Source organism: Geodermatophilus sp. SYSU D01186, from assembly GCF_054050215.1.
The window spans coordinates 1-12558 of the sequence record NZ_JBJGYW010000019.1 but is presented as its reverse complement, the minus strand read 5'-3'; the positions used below and the strand labels follow the sequence as shown (position 1 = coordinate 12558).

General features: G+C 75.7%; 11 protein-coding genes. 6 read left to right on the top strand and 5 right to left on the bottom strand.

Annotation, left to right across the window (positions count from 1 at the left end):
* Positions 1-51 precede the first annotated feature (51 nt).
* Both ACI784_RS14985 and ACI784_RS14980 read right to left on the bottom strand, forming a co-directional pair.
* On the bottom strand, positions 52-1203 hold the full coding sequence (locus ACI784_RS14985) for an acyl-CoA dehydrogenase family protein (RefSeq protein ID WP_456924979.1): 1152 nt from the start codon (positions 1201-1203) through the stop codon (positions 52-54).
* Positions 1204-1210: 7 nt separating this feature from the next.
* Positions 1211-2386, bottom strand: a complete 1176-nt coding sequence (locus ACI784_RS14980; protein WP_457013983.1) for an acyl-CoA dehydrogenase family protein — start codon at positions 2384-2386, stop codon at positions 1211-1213.
* Positions 2387-2514: 128 nt separating this feature from the next.
* Here ACI784_RS14980 and ACI784_RS14975 point away from each other — a divergent pair, with 128 nt between their 5' ends.
* Entirely contained in the window at positions 2515-3345 is an 831-nt protein-coding gene (locus ACI784_RS14975; RefSeq protein WP_457013981.1) for a hypothetical protein, read from the top strand.
* 8 nt (positions 3346-3353) lie between these two features.
* Here the strand turns inward: ACI784_RS14975 and ACI784_RS14970 are convergent, their stop codons facing one another.
* The gene (locus ACI784_RS14970) at positions 3354-4523 is read right to left on the bottom strand and encodes a 4-hydroxybenzoate 3-monooxygenase (RefSeq protein WP_457013980.1); all 1170 of its coding nucleotides are present in this window, start codon (positions 4521-4523) and stop codon (positions 3354-3356) included.
* A gap of 50 nt (positions 4524-4573) precedes the next feature.
* Entirely contained in the window at positions 4574-5350 is a 777-nt protein-coding gene (locus tag ACI784_RS14965; protein WP_456924975.1) for an IclR family transcriptional regulator, read from the bottom strand.
* 69 nt (positions 5351-5419) lie between these two features.
* Between ACI784_RS14965 and pcaH the strand changes: the two genes are divergently transcribed.
* From pcaH to pcaC, 4 genes are read left to right on the top strand one after another with little or no spacing between them, the layout of a single operon-like run.
* Positions 5420-6166 (top strand): protocatechuate 3,4-dioxygenase subunit beta, encoded by a 747-nt coding sequence (gene pcaH, locus ACI784_RS14960; protein ID WP_456924974.1) that lies wholly within the window; start codon positions 5420-5422, stop codon positions 6164-6166.
* Positions 6163-6822 carry a protocatechuate 3,4-dioxygenase subunit alpha gene (gene pcaG, locus ACI784_RS14955; RefSeq protein WP_457013979.1) on the top strand — a complete coding sequence of 220 codons (660 nt, stop codon included), beginning with the start codon at positions 6163-6165 and terminating at the stop codon, positions 6820-6822. The genes pcaH and pcaG overlap by 4 nt, the downstream gene beginning before the upstream one ends.
* A 23-nt stretch (positions 6823-6845) precedes the next feature.
* Positions 6846-8174 carry a 3-carboxy-cis,cis-muconate cycloisomerase gene (pcaB, locus tag ACI784_RS14950; protein WP_457013978.1) on the top strand — a complete coding sequence of 443 codons (1329 nt, stop codon included), beginning with the start codon at positions 6846-6848 and terminating at the stop codon, positions 8172-8174.
* A 36-nt stretch (positions 8175-8210) separates the two neighbouring features.
* On the top strand, positions 8211-8606 hold the full coding sequence (gene pcaC / locus ACI784_RS14945) for a 4-carboxymuconolactone decarboxylase (RefSeq protein ID WP_456924971.1): 396 nt from the start codon (positions 8211-8213) through the stop codon (positions 8604-8606).
* A 314-nt stretch (positions 8607-8920) separates the two neighbouring features.
* Here the strand turns inward: pcaC and ACI784_RS14940 are convergent, their stop codons facing one another.
* A complete protein-coding gene (locus ACI784_RS14940; RefSeq protein WP_457013977.1) occupies positions 8921-10684 on the bottom strand; it encodes a ScyD/ScyE family protein in 1764 nt (587 codons plus the stop codon).
* 269 nt (positions 10685-10953) lie between these two features.
* Here ACI784_RS14940 and ACI784_RS14935 point away from each other — a divergent pair, with 269 nt between their 5' ends.
* Positions 10954-12414, top strand: a complete 1461-nt coding sequence (locus tag ACI784_RS14935) for a benzaldehyde dehydrogenase (protein ID WP_457013976.1) — start codon at positions 10954-10956, stop codon at positions 12412-12414.
* The last annotated feature ends 144 nt before the right edge of the window (positions 12415-12558 follow it).

The window sequence follows — 12558 nt, the reverse complement described above, 5'->3', positions numbered from 1 at the left end:
GACGGCAGCGGCCGGCGTCCCACGGGGGGACACCGGCCGCTGCCGTGTCGATCAGCTGGTGTAGGGCGCGCCCAGCGGGTCGACGGTCTCGTACGCGGTGACCCCCGACGCCAGGCGGCCCAGGGCCCAGTCGCCGTCGCCGAGCAGGTGGTCGATGGCGGTGAGCCGGCTGGTGTGGTGGCCGACCTTGTACTCGGCGGTCACGCCGATGCCGCCGTGCAGCTGGATGGCCTCCTTGCCGATGTGCCGGCCGGCGCGGCTGGTCTGCAGCCGGGCGCGGTCGGCCGCGGAGACGACGTCACCGCCGGCGTCGGCGACCATCGACGCCCACAGCACGGTGCTGCGGGCCAGCTCGAGGGCGATGTACATGTCGGCGGCCCGGAAGGTCAGCGCCTGGAACTTGCTCAGCGTCACGCCGAACTGCTTGCGGGTCTTCAGGTACTCGGCAGTGGTCCGCAGCGCGGTCTCCATCGCCCCGATCGCCTCGTGGCCGTAGGCGATGCGGGCGTGCGCGAGCACCTTCTCGACGTCGGCGGTGCGATCGGCCGTTCCGGTACCGAGCAGCTCGGCCGGCGTGCCGTCGAGGCGGACGTGGGCCGCCCGGCCGCCGTCGTGGGTGCGGTAGCCGGTGCGGGTCAGGCCCTCGGCGTCCCCGCGGACGAGGAACAGCGCGGTGCCGCCCTCGACCACCGCGGAGACGACCAGCACGTCGGCCCGCGCGCCGTTCGGTACCGGCTCCTTGACGCCGGTCAGCCGCCACGCGCCGCCGTCGTCGGTCGCGGTGACCGCGGCGGCCGCGGGGCTCCAGCGGGTGCCGGGCTCGGCGAGCGCCGCCGCGAGCACGCTCGTGCCCTCGGCCAGCGGGCCGAGCACCGCGGCGCGCTGGTCGTCGGTGCCGACGGCGGCCACCAGGCCACCGGCCAGGACGACGGCCTCGACGAACGGCTCCGGCGCGAGCACGCGGCCGACCTCCTCGGCGACGATGCCGACCTCGATCGGGCCGGCGCCCATGCCGCCGTCCTCCTCGGCGAAGGGCAGGCCGAGCAGGCCCATCTCCGCCATGCGCGACCACGTCTTCTCGTCGAAGCCCGGGTCCTGCGCGGTCACCTTCCGGCGCTGCTCGCTGTCGCCGTAGGCCCGCTCCAGCAGGCCGCGCACGGCCTCCCGGAGGTCGTTCTGCTCGCTGTCGTAGTCGAAGTCCACGGCTACCTCACAACCCCAGGATCGTGCCGGCGATGATGGTGCGCTGCACCTCGTTGGAGCCTCCGTAGATGGAGACCTTGCGGTAGTTCAGGTACTCCGGGGTCGCCACCCGGGCCCAGTCGGGGACGTCGGAGCCCCCGTCGGCGAACGAGGCCACCGACAGCGGGCCGGCGATGTCGACGATGAGCTCGGTGGCGGCCTGCTGCAGCTCCGAGCCGCGCAGCTTGAGCACCGAGGACGCCGGGTGCGGCCGGCCGTCGGCGGAGTTGGCGACCACGCGCAGCGCGGTCAGCTCCAGGGCGAGCAGCTCGTTCTCCACCTCGGCGATGCGGCCCGCGGTGCGCGGGTCCTCGGCCAGCGGGCGGCCGTCGACGGTGATGGCCCGCGCGTACTCCTTGGCCTGGGCCAGCAGTCGCTTGGTGGCCCCGACCCGGGCGATGCCCACGCGCTCGTTGCCGAGGAGGAACTTCGCGTAGTCCCAGCCGCGGTTCTCCTCGCCGATGAGGTTCTCCGCGGGCACGCGGACGTCCTCGAAGAAGACCTCGTTGACCTCGAAGCTGCCGTCGAGCAACTCGATCGGCCGCAGCGTGACCCCCGGGGAGTCCATGCGGAACACCAGCATCGAGATGCCGCGCTGCCGCTTCTCCGCGGTCGGGTCGGTGCGGACCAGGCAGAAGATCCAGTCGGCGTGCTGCCCGAGCGTCGTCCACGTCTTCTGGCCGTTGACCACCCAGTCGTCGCCGTCGCGCACCGCGGTGGTGCGCAGGCTGGCCAGGTCGGAGCCGGCGTCGGGCTCGGAGAAGCCCTGGCACCACCAGATGTCGAGGTTCGCCGTGGCCGGCAGGAACCGCTCCTTCTGCTCCTGGTTGCCGAAGGCCGCGATGACCGGGCCGATCATGCTGGCGTTGAACGCGAGCGGCTCCGGCACGTTGGCCAGCTGCATCTCCTCACGCCAGATGTGGCGCTGCAGCGGTGTCCAGTCCCGGCCGCCCCACTCCACCGGCCAGTGCGGCACGGCGAGCCCGGCGGCGTTGAGGACGCGCTGGGTCGTGACGTAGTGCTCCTTGGACACGTGCCGCCGGGCCGCGACGGTGTCGCGGATCTCCTGCGGGACCTGGGTGGTGAAGAACGTCCGCATCTCCTCCCGGAAGGCCTCCAGCTCCGGGGACAGCTGCAACCGCATCGGACCTCTCTCCTGACGGCTGCGTCGCCGTCTCGCAGGTTGGGACCCCGACGATCCCACAAGAGCTACCCGCCGGTAGATCCGGCCTCCGCGCGTGTCCGGGCGCCGGTCGGGGGACGCTGGGGAGCGTGTTCGACGTCGACTGGATGGGGCAGCTGACCCGTGAGGTGCTGCGGGAACGGGTGCCCGCGCTGATCGCCGAGGCGTGCGCCTGGAGCGTCGGGATCTCCGACCGCCGGCACGTCGAGCGGCGACGGGGGCGGCTGGTGGAGACCGGGGGCACCAACGCCGACCGGCTGGCCCGCGGGCAGTCCCTCAGCGGCGAGGAGGACGGCCGCCTCGACCTGGGCGACGCCCGGCCGGGCAGCTTCCGCGACGCGCTCAACGCCGTGGACGGCGACGGGGTCCTCTACGCCGACCGCTTCGACCGCGAGGTGATCGAGCCGTTCGTGCTGGCCACCTGCGTGCTCGCCGCCGAGCGGGCGCGCAGCACCCGCCGCGCCGACTGGGCCGACCTGCTCGACGACCTCGGGGAGGACGGCCGCGACCTGGTCGGCGTCGTCCGGGCGGGGGAGTGGGAGGCGCCGCTGCGCACCGAGGCCGAGCACCTCGTGCTCGCCGCGCTGGCCGACGTCCCCCTGCTGGACGTCGAGGCCGAGGGGCTGCCCCTGTCGCTGGTCCGGGCCGCCGAGGCGCTGACCCGGGACGCCGCCGGTCCTCCGCCGCCGGCCCCGGCGGGGGAGGACCCGGCCGCCTCCGGTGCGGTCTTCCTCGCCCGCGCCGCGCTGGCCGCCGAGCAGCTGCCCGAACCGGTGGCACCGCGGTACGCCGACCGGCTGCTCACCGCGCTGCTGGCCGAGGGCCTGGAGCCCGACGAGCTGCGCGACGTCCTGCCGCACCTGCCGCTGGCGCCGGGGACCGCCGAGGCCGTCCTCACCCTGCTCGACGGGGGCCGCTGACCCGCGGGTCAGACCTCCAGCGGCAGGCCGGTGTAGTTCTCCGCGAGCTCGCGGGCGGCCGGCTCGGAGGCGGCGATCCGGCGCAGCTGCGACAGCTGCAGCTCGGCGTCGAAGGCGTCGCCGGAGCGGTGCAGCATCGAGGTCATGAACCACGAGAAGTGCGTGCACCGCCAGACGCGGGCCAGCGCGCGGTCGGAGTAGGTGTCGACCAGGTCGGTCTGCTTCTCCTGCAGCAGCCGCACCAGCGCCTGCGCCAGCAGCGTGACGTCGGCGACGGCGAGGTTGAGGCCCTTGGCGCCGGTCGGCGGGACGATGTGCGCCGCGTCCCCGGCGAGGAAGAGCCGGCCGCGGCGCATCGGGGCGCTGACGAACGAGCGCATCGGCAGGACCGACTTCTCGGTGATCGTGCCGGTGTTGATCTGCCAGCCCTCGAGCGCGAACCGCGTGGCGAGGTTCTCCCAGATCCGGTCGTCGGACCAGTCCTCGATCTTCTCGCCGGGGTCGACCTGCAGGTACAGGCGGGACACCGACGGGGAGCGCATGGAGTACAGCGCGAAGCCGTCGGGGTGCCAGGAGTAGATGAGCTCGTCGGTCGCGGGCGCGGCGTCGGCCAGGATGCCCAGCCACGCGTAGGGGTAGGTGCGCTCCCACACCGTCCCGCCGGCGGCCTGCACCACCTGGCGCGAGGGGCCGTGGAAGCCGTCGGTGCCGGCGATGACGTCGCACTCGAGCACCTGCTCGGTGCCGTCGGCGTCGGTGAACCGGATGCGGGGGCTGTCGCCGTCGACGTCCTCGGGTCGGACGTCGGAGACCTCGAACAGCAGTGGCGGGCCGCCGTCGAGCTGGGCCTTGATGAGGTCCTTGGTGACCTCGGTCTGGCCGTAGACCCACACGGTGCGCCCGCACAGCTCGGGGAAGTCCAGCGTGAAGCGGTTGCCCGGGTACTGGAGGTGGATGCCGCGGTGCTCGAGGCCCTCGCGCTGCAGCCGGTCGCCGACGCCGGCGGCGGTCAGCGTGTCGACGGTGTGCTGCTCGAGGATGCCGGCGCGGATGCGGGCCTCCACGTAGTCGCGCGACCGGTTCTCCAGGACGACGGAGTCGATCCCCTGGAGGTGCAGCAGCCGCGACAGCAGCAGGCCGGCCGGGCCGGCTCCGATGATCCCCACCTGAGTACGCACGGGCCGAGTGTGACCGCCGGTACGTTCCCGTGGGAACCGTGCGCTCCCGCTCAGTGGAAGTGGCGCACCTGCGACAGCTGCCGGCCGATGCCCCGGGCCGCCACCTCGAGCACCGGCACCAAGCGGGTGAGGTCGCGCCGGTGGCTGGGTGCGACGACCCCCAGCGCCGCCACCACGACCGGGTCGCCGGAGCGCTCGGCGCGCACCGGGACGGCCACCGACAGCGTGCCCAGCGACATCTCCTCCGCCGTCCGCGCGTACCCCCGGCGGCGCACCTCGCCCAGTTCCCGCCGCAGCCGCGCGGGGTCGACGACGGTGTGCCGGGTGGCGCGCGCGGGCCTCCGCAGCACGGCCTCGACCACGTCGTCCGGCGCGGAGGCCAGCAGCACCTTGCCGACGCCGGTCGCGTGCAGCGGCAGCCGGCTGCCGACCTGGCTCACCACCGGCACCGACTCGCGCCCGGAGATCCGCTCCACGTAAAGCGCGGAGCGGCCCTCGCGGACGGCGAGGTGCACGGTGTCGCGGGTGGCGGTGTGCACGTCGAGCAGGAAGGGCGCGGCCACCTGCCGCAGCTCCAGCTGCACCGGGGCGAGCAGGCCGAGGTCCCACAGCTTGCGGCCGATCTCGTAGCGGCCGTCGTCGCGCCGGGCCAGCGCGCCCCACTCGGTGAGCTCCCCGATCAGGCGGTGCGTGGTCGACAGCGGGGTGCCCGACCGCTCGGCGATCTCCGACAGCGACAGCCGGGGCGCGCTGCTGTCGAAGGCGTCCAGCACCGCCAGCGCCCGGGAGGTGACCGACCGCCCGGGCGTCGTGCTCCCACCGGCCACGGGCACCTCTTTCCACTGGACGGGAGTCTTGGCTTGGGCAGCGTAGACCCGCGGCCGTACGGTCCCAGCATGACCGGGACCACATCGGGCAGCCGGCTGGTGCTGCCGCGCTACCTCCGCGAGGACGCCTCGCTGCGCACCCCCGTCGGCTTCCCCGACTATCGGAGCACCGGGCTGCGGGCACCGCTGCGCGAGCCCGTCGACCTCCCGCAGCGGCTGACCGAGATCACCGGCCCGGTGCTCGGCGAGGACCGCGTCCTCGCGCAGGATGCCGACCTCACGTGGCGCAACGGTGGCGAGGCGGTGGGTCAGCGCATCCTCGTCTACGGGCGGGTGCTCGACAGCGACGGCCGGCCGGTGCCGGACGCCCTGGTCGAGGTCTGGCAGGCCAACGCCGCCGGCCGCTACCGGCACGTCGTCGACAACTGGCCCGCGCCGCTGGACCCGCACTTCGACGGCCTCGGCCGGGTGGTCACCGACAGCCTGGGCCGGTACGAGTTCCTGACGATCAAGCCCGGCGCCTACCCGTGGGGCAACCATCACAACGCCTGGCGCCCGGCGCACATCCACTTCAGCCTGTTCGGCCGCGCCTTCACCCAGCGGCTGGTCACCCAGATGTACTTCCCGGACGACCCGCTGTTCGGCCAGGACCCGATCTACAACGCCATCCCGCCGGCGGCGCGGCACCGGGCGATCAGCCAGTACAGCCTCGAGCGCACCCAGGACAACTGGGCGCTGGCGTTCGAGTGGAACATCGTGCTCCGCGGCACGGACCAGACCCCGTTCGAGACCGACGACGACGGAGATGTCGCGTGAGCACCTTCAACCCGCTGGACGTCCCCGCCGACCCGGCCACGCCCTTCCAGCCCCGGTCGGGGCAGCGCGGCACCGGCTTCCTCACCGGGCCGTTCCGGCTCGGCCCCACCCCGAGCGCGACCGTCGGCCCGTACCTGGCCATCGGGCTGACCTGGCCGGACGGTGCGTGGGCCGCCGCCGAGGGCACCGAGGGCGGGATCTGGATCCGCGGGCGGGTCTTCGACGGCGCCGGTGACCTGGTCCCCGATGCCATGATCGAGACCTGGCAGGCCGACCCCGACGGCCGTTTCCCGTCGCCGGAGGACCCGCGCGGCGCCGCCACCCGCCCCGGTTTCCGTGGCTACGCCCGCGTGCAGACGATCGACCCGCCCGGGGAGTTCGCCCTGTACACGCTCAAGCCGGGCCGGGTGCCCGACGGCGAGGGTGGCCTCCAGGCGCCGCACGTCGACGTCAGCGTCTTCGCCCGCGGCCTGCTCGACCGCGTGGTCACCCGCATCTACTTCGCCGACGAGGCCGAGGCCAACGCCGAGGACGTCGTCCTGCGGAGCGTCCCGGAGGACCGGCGGGACACGCTGATCGCCACGCCCACCGGTGACGGCTACCGCTTCGAAGTCCACCTGCAGGGCGACACGGAGACGGTCTTCTTCGCGGTGTGACCGGTCACGGTAGGAAGGACCCCGTGACAGGTCTGTTCGCCGGCACGTTCGCCCGCGGCGCGGCGGCGGCCGCGGTCTCCGACGACGCCTGGTTCCGGGCGCTCCTCGACGTCGAGGCCGCGCTCGCCCGCGCCGCGGCGCGTACCGGCCTCGTGCCGATGACGGCGGCCGACGCCGTCACCGCCGCCTGCGCCGACCCCTCGCGGCTGGACCTGGCCACCGTCGTGGCCAGGGCGGCCGACGCCGGCAACCCGGTGCCGCCGCTGGTGCGGGCGGTGCAGGAGGCGGTGGGGGAGCGTGACGCGGTCGCCGTCCACGTGGGCGGCACCAGCCAGGACGTGCTGGACACCGCGCTGGTGCTGCTGGCCCGCAACGCCGTCGCGGCGATCGACGCCGACCTGGCGGCCGCCGCGGAGACCGCCGCGGCGCTGGCGCGCACCCACCGGGACGACGTCGTCATGGGCCGCACGCTCATGCAGCAGGCACTGCCCACCACCTTCGGGCTCAAGGCCGCCGGCTGGCTGGCCGGCCTCGACGGCGCCCGGCTGCGGCTGGCCGAGGTGGTCGCCTCGCTGCCGGTGCAGTACGGCGGGGCGGTCGGCACGCTGGTGGCCAGCGACGGCTCCGGCGTGGACCTGCGGGCGGCCCTGGCCGAGGAGCTGGGGCTGGCCACCACCGCCGTCCCGTGGCACACCGTCCGGCTGCCGGTCGCCGACCTCGCCGGAGCACTGGGCGCCGCCGCCGGGGCGGTCGCCACCGTGGCGGTCGACGTCGTGCTGCTCGCCCAGTCCGAGGTGGCCGAGGCCGCCGAGGTGGGGGAGGGCCGGGGCGGCTCGTCGGCGATGCCGCACAAGCGCAACCCGGTCGCGGCGATCTCCGCCCGCGCCTGCGCCCGCCGGGCCCCCGGTCTGGTCGCCACCCTGCTGGCCGCCATGGAGCAGGAGCACGAGCGCGCCGCCGGCGCCTGGCACAGCGAGTGGCCGGCGCTGACCGACCTGCTGACCACCGTCGGGTCGGCCGCGGCCTGGCTGGCCGAGAGCCTGCGCGGGCTGCGACCCGACGTCGCCCGGATGGCCGCCACCGCCGCCGCGGCCGCCGAGGGCCCGCTGGCCGGCGCCCTCGCCGACGCGCTCACGCCGTCCCTGGGCAAGGGGCCGGCGCACGACGCGGCGGCCGCCGCGGTCCGGGAGGCGCGGGACACCGGCCGGCCGCTGGCCGAGGTCGTGGCGGCGCGCACCGACGTCGACGCCGGCGCGGTCCTCGCCGCCGCGTCGCCCGACGTGGGCGAGGCCGGGGCCCAGGTGGACGCCGCCCTCGCCGAGCACGCCGCGCTCATCGACGGCACGCCCTGACCGGCGCGCCGCCCACCACCCCGACCGAGGAGTCCCATGAGCGAGCTGCCCAGCACCGACGACGCCCGGCGCGAGGCCGGCATGGCCACCCGCCGGCAGGTGCTCGGCGACGAGTGGGTCGACCGCGCCGTGGCCGGCACGACGCCGTTCACCGCCGACTTCCAGGACTTCATCACCCGGGTGGCGTGGGGTGACATCTGGCAGCGGCCGGGGCTCGCCCGCCGCGACCGCAGCCTGATGACGCTCTCGATCACCATCGCGCTGCGGCACTGGGACGAGTTCGCGCTGCACGTGCGCGCGGCGGTGAACAACGGCCTCACCGACGCCGAGATCGGCGAGTGCATCCAGCACGCCGCGGTCTACGCGGGCGTGCCGGCGGCCAACCACGCGTTCAAGGTGGCCGGCCCGATCCTCGCGGAGCTGCGCGGCTGACCGCCGTCCGCCGGGGTGACCGGGCGGTGCCGCGGGCGGGGGCGTCCCGCGGCACCGCGCGGCCGGCCCGGGTGCCGGCGACCGCGCGACGGTGTCGACGCCCCTGACGGTAGGTCCGCACGGGGCCGGGTGGACCCGCCGGCACCTCTGTCCACAGGGCGGCGGCGTGGTGGACACCGGCTGTCGAGGCGGCGCCACGGCCGGTCGCGCGGTGCGGCGACCGACCCGGGCGGTGCGGCGACCGACCCGGGCAGGGTCGTGCGGTGCCGCGGCAGGGGGTTCCCGCGGCACCGCACGACCGGTCGGGGGCGCGGTCAGGGCCGGTTGGCCCGCCGGGTGGGCGTGGCGCTGTCGTCGTCGCCCGGGACGACGGTGTCGTCGCCGGTCGTGACGCCCGGGGTGACGGCGTCGCCGGAGCCCTGGTTGGCGGTGCCGTCGTCATCGCCAGGGACCACGGTGTCGTCGCCGGCCGTGACGCCCGGGGTGCCGGTGGCCGCGTCCCCGGAGCCCTGGTCGGCGGTGCCGTCGTCGTCACCCGGGACCACGGTGTCGTCCCCGGTCGTGCCGCCGCCGGTCGTGCCGTCGTCCGGGGTGGCCGGATCGGCCGGCGTCGTGGTGGGCGGCGCCGTCACCACCGGGAGCGGGAGCTCCGCGGCGTCCTCGGGGAAGCTGAAGCGCCACACCTGGCCGCTCTCGGCGTCCCCTTCGGCCGCGTCCGGAGCGTCCCCGGGGGAGAGGCTGTAGGCCGCGACGTAGACGGTGTCGCCCCGGCCCAGGACCACGCCCGCCGGGAACGGGATGTCGACCTGGGCGTACGTGGCGTCGTCGGAGTCGTCGGTCTCGAAGCGCACCACCGTGCCGGTGCCGCCGCCCGCGGGGCCCTCGCTGCCGAAGACCTGCGAGACGTACACGTGGTCGCCGTCGGGCTCGACGGCCAGGCCGTTGATGCCGGTGAACCCGCCCCAGCGACCGGTCTCCTCGCCGTCGGCGTCGTAGCGAACCACCTCCGCGGCGCCCGGCACCAGGCCGCCGACGCCACCGACGTAGACGTTGCCGTCCTCGTCCTGGGCCAGCGCGCTCGGGACGAACTGCGGCTCCGCGTCATCCGCGTCGCCCGCGGGGAAGGCGGCGAAGACGCTGACCTCGTAGTCGGGGAGCTCGTCCTCGTCCAGGTCGTCGAAGTCGGCGGTCACCTTCCACACGGCGTTGGCGCCGGCGTCGGCGACGAGGGCGTACTCGTCCCCGTCGCGGTCGTCGTCCCCGTCGCGGTCGTCGTCCGGGTCGACGACGAGGACCGCGTTCGGGTTGCTGTCGGCGATGCCGTTGCCGTCGGGGTCAGCGTCGGCCTCGTACTCGCCGAGGTCGACCCACGGGACGGCCGTGCCGTCGACGCTGACCAGCAACTGCTCCTGCGTCTCGGCGGCCTCGGTGGCCGGGTCGGCGAGCGCGTCGGGGGTGAGCTCACCCTGGGCGATCAGCAGCACGCCGGGGGTGCCGGTGGCGGCCACCCCGTCGGGGCCGACCGCGCCCTCCGCGCTCTCGACCGAGTGCAGGCCGTCGACGACCGGCTCCGCCTGGCCGCGTTCGGTCCGGCCGGGCCGCTCGATGGCGGAGATGCGGCCGGTGGGGCCCTCGCAGTCGGCCGCTGCCACGGCGGCCGCCTGGTCCGCGGTGCCGGCGCCGTCGCCGCTGCCCTGGTCGGCGGTGCCGTCGTCGTCGGTGGTGTCGGGGGCCGTGCCGGCGTCGCCACTGCCCTGGTCGGCGGTCCCGTCGTCGGTGACGGGGGCTCCGGGCGTGTCGATGACGGGGGTCTCGTCCACGGGCGGGTCGGCGACGGGCGCGTCGGCCGGCGGCGCGTCGGCGACGGGGGCCGGTGCCGGGGCACAGTCCGCGCCACCCTGGCCGGCCTCGGCGACCAGGAGGCCGCGACCGGCCCAGGCGAGCTGGCGGGGGTTGTCCAGGCCGGCGGCGACGACGACGTGGTCCGGCGGGTCACTGCCCTCGGGGAGGGCGTTCGCTGCGGTGGCACTGCCCAGGAGGAGGGCGAACGAGCCGGCGGCGACGATGGTTCTGCGCATGGGGGGCTCCGCTGCGGGGTCGGCGGGGGGAAGGCCCGGCTCGGGCCGGGGACGGAACGGCCGGGTCGGCCGATGCGGCGACGCTAGGTGCGCCCGGTGGGCGTCCGGAGCCCCCATCGAGGGGGGACGGACCGGTCCCCCTCTGGGGAGGGCGGCGCGTGGCCGCCACCGGCTGTCAGGAGCGGCACACGGAGAGGCCGCCGGAGCGCTGGTTACCCGCAGGTAACCTGGCCGCAGGCCGCACGGGCGGCCGGAACGGGAGACGAGAGATGGCACTGCTGGACGACGGCGCGTGGCGGGGGAAGGTCTGGACGGGGGCCTGGACCGACGGGTCCGGCGGCACGTACGACGCGGTGGAGCCGGCGACCGGCGACGTGATCGCCCCGGTCGGGAAGGCCACGCCGGATGACGTGCACACCGCGGCCGAGCGCGCGGTCGCTGCGCAGCGGGCGTGGGCGGCGCTGTCCTACGAGGAGCGGGCGCGGGTGCTGCGCCGGGCCGGCGAGGTGTTCGAGGCCTCCGCCGAGGAGATCAAGGGCTGGCTGGCGCGGGAGTCCGGGGCGATCCAGCCGTTCGGGGACTTCCAGGTGCACACCACGGCTGCCGAGTGCTTCGAGGCCGCGGCCCTGCCCAGCCACCCGTACGGCGAGCTGCTGCGCACCGGCGCCCCGCGGCTGAGCTTCGCCCGGCGGGTGCCGGCCGGCGTCGTCGGGGTGATCGCGCCGTTCAACGTGCCGACCATCCTCGCCGTCCGGGCCATCGCGCCGGCGCTGGCGCTGGGCAACGCGGTGATCCTCAAGCCCGACCCGCGGACGGCGATCTCCGGCGGCGCGGTGTTCGCGCGGGTGTTCGAGGAGGCGGGCCTGCCCGCCGGCGTGCTCCAGGTGCTGCCCGGCGGCGCCGACGTCGGCGAGGCACTGGTCGTCGAGCCCGCGGTGCGGGTCATCGCCTTCACCGGCTCCACGAAGGCCGGCCGGGCCGTGGGCGCGCTGGCCGGTCAGCACCTCAAGCGGGCGCACCTGGAGCTCGGCGGGAACTCGGCGCTGATCGTCCTGCCCGACGTGGACGTGACCGCCGCGGCCTCCGTCGGCGCCTGGGGCACCTTCGCCCACTCCGGGCAGATCTGCATGGCCACCAGCCGCCACCTGGTGCACGAGTCGATCGCCGAGGAGTACACGGCGATCCTCACCGAGAAGGTGGAGAAGCTCCCCGTCGGCGACCCGTTCCGGGAGCAGGTCGCGCTCGGCCCGGTCATCGACGCCGGCCAGCGCGACCGGGTGCACGGGCTGGTGACCTCCAGCATCGACGCCGGCGCGACGGTGCACACCGGCGGCACCTACGAGGGGCTGTTCTACCGGCCCACCGTGCTCGGCGACGTCCCGGTCGACGCCCCGGCGTACCGGGAGGAGATCTTCGGGCCGGTCGCGCCGGTGACCGCGTTCTCCAGCCTCGACGAGGTCGCCGCGCTCGCCGCCGGCACCGAGTACGGCCTGAGCCTGGGCATCCTCACCCGCGACGTCTACGCCGGGCTGCAGCTGGCCGAGCGGATCCCGTCGGGGCTGGTGCACATCAACGACCAGACGGTCAACGACGAGGCGGTGGCCCCCTTCGGCGGCGTCGGCGCCTCGGGCACCGGCTCCCGGCACGGCGGGCCGCAGGCCAACATCGAGGCCTTCACCGAGACCCAGTGGGTCACCCTGCGCGGTGACCTCCCCGCCTACCCGTTCTGAGGAAGGACCCCGTCCCCCTCACCGCTCGCAGGCTCGCGGCGAGCCTCCGGACGGGGCCAGGGGGGGGGGGGGGGGGGGGGGGGGGGGGGGGGCGGGGGGGGGGGGGGGGGGGGGGGGGGGGGGGGGGGGGGGGGGGGGGGGGGG

Coding starts and splice junctions, on each gene's coding strand:
- ACI784_RS14935 (WP_457013976.1), top strand. CDS start 10,954: ATGGCACTGCTGGACGACGGCGCGTGGCGGGGGAAGGTCTGGACGGGG.
- pcaC (WP_456924971.1), top strand. CDS start 8,211: ATGAGCGAGCTGCCCAGCACCGACGACGCCCGGCGCGAGGCCGGCATG.
- ACI784_RS14940 (WP_457013977.1), bottom strand. CDS start 10,684: ATGCGCAGAACCATCGTCGCCGCCGGCTCGTTCGCCCTCCTCCTGGGC.
- ACI784_RS14980 (WP_457013983.1), bottom strand. CDS start 2,386: ATGCGGTTGCAGCTGTCCCCGGAGCTGGAGGCCTTCCGGGAGGAGATG.
- pcaH (WP_456924974.1), top strand. CDS start 5,420: ATGACCGGGACCACATCGGGCAGCCGGCTGGTGCTGCCGCGCTACCTC.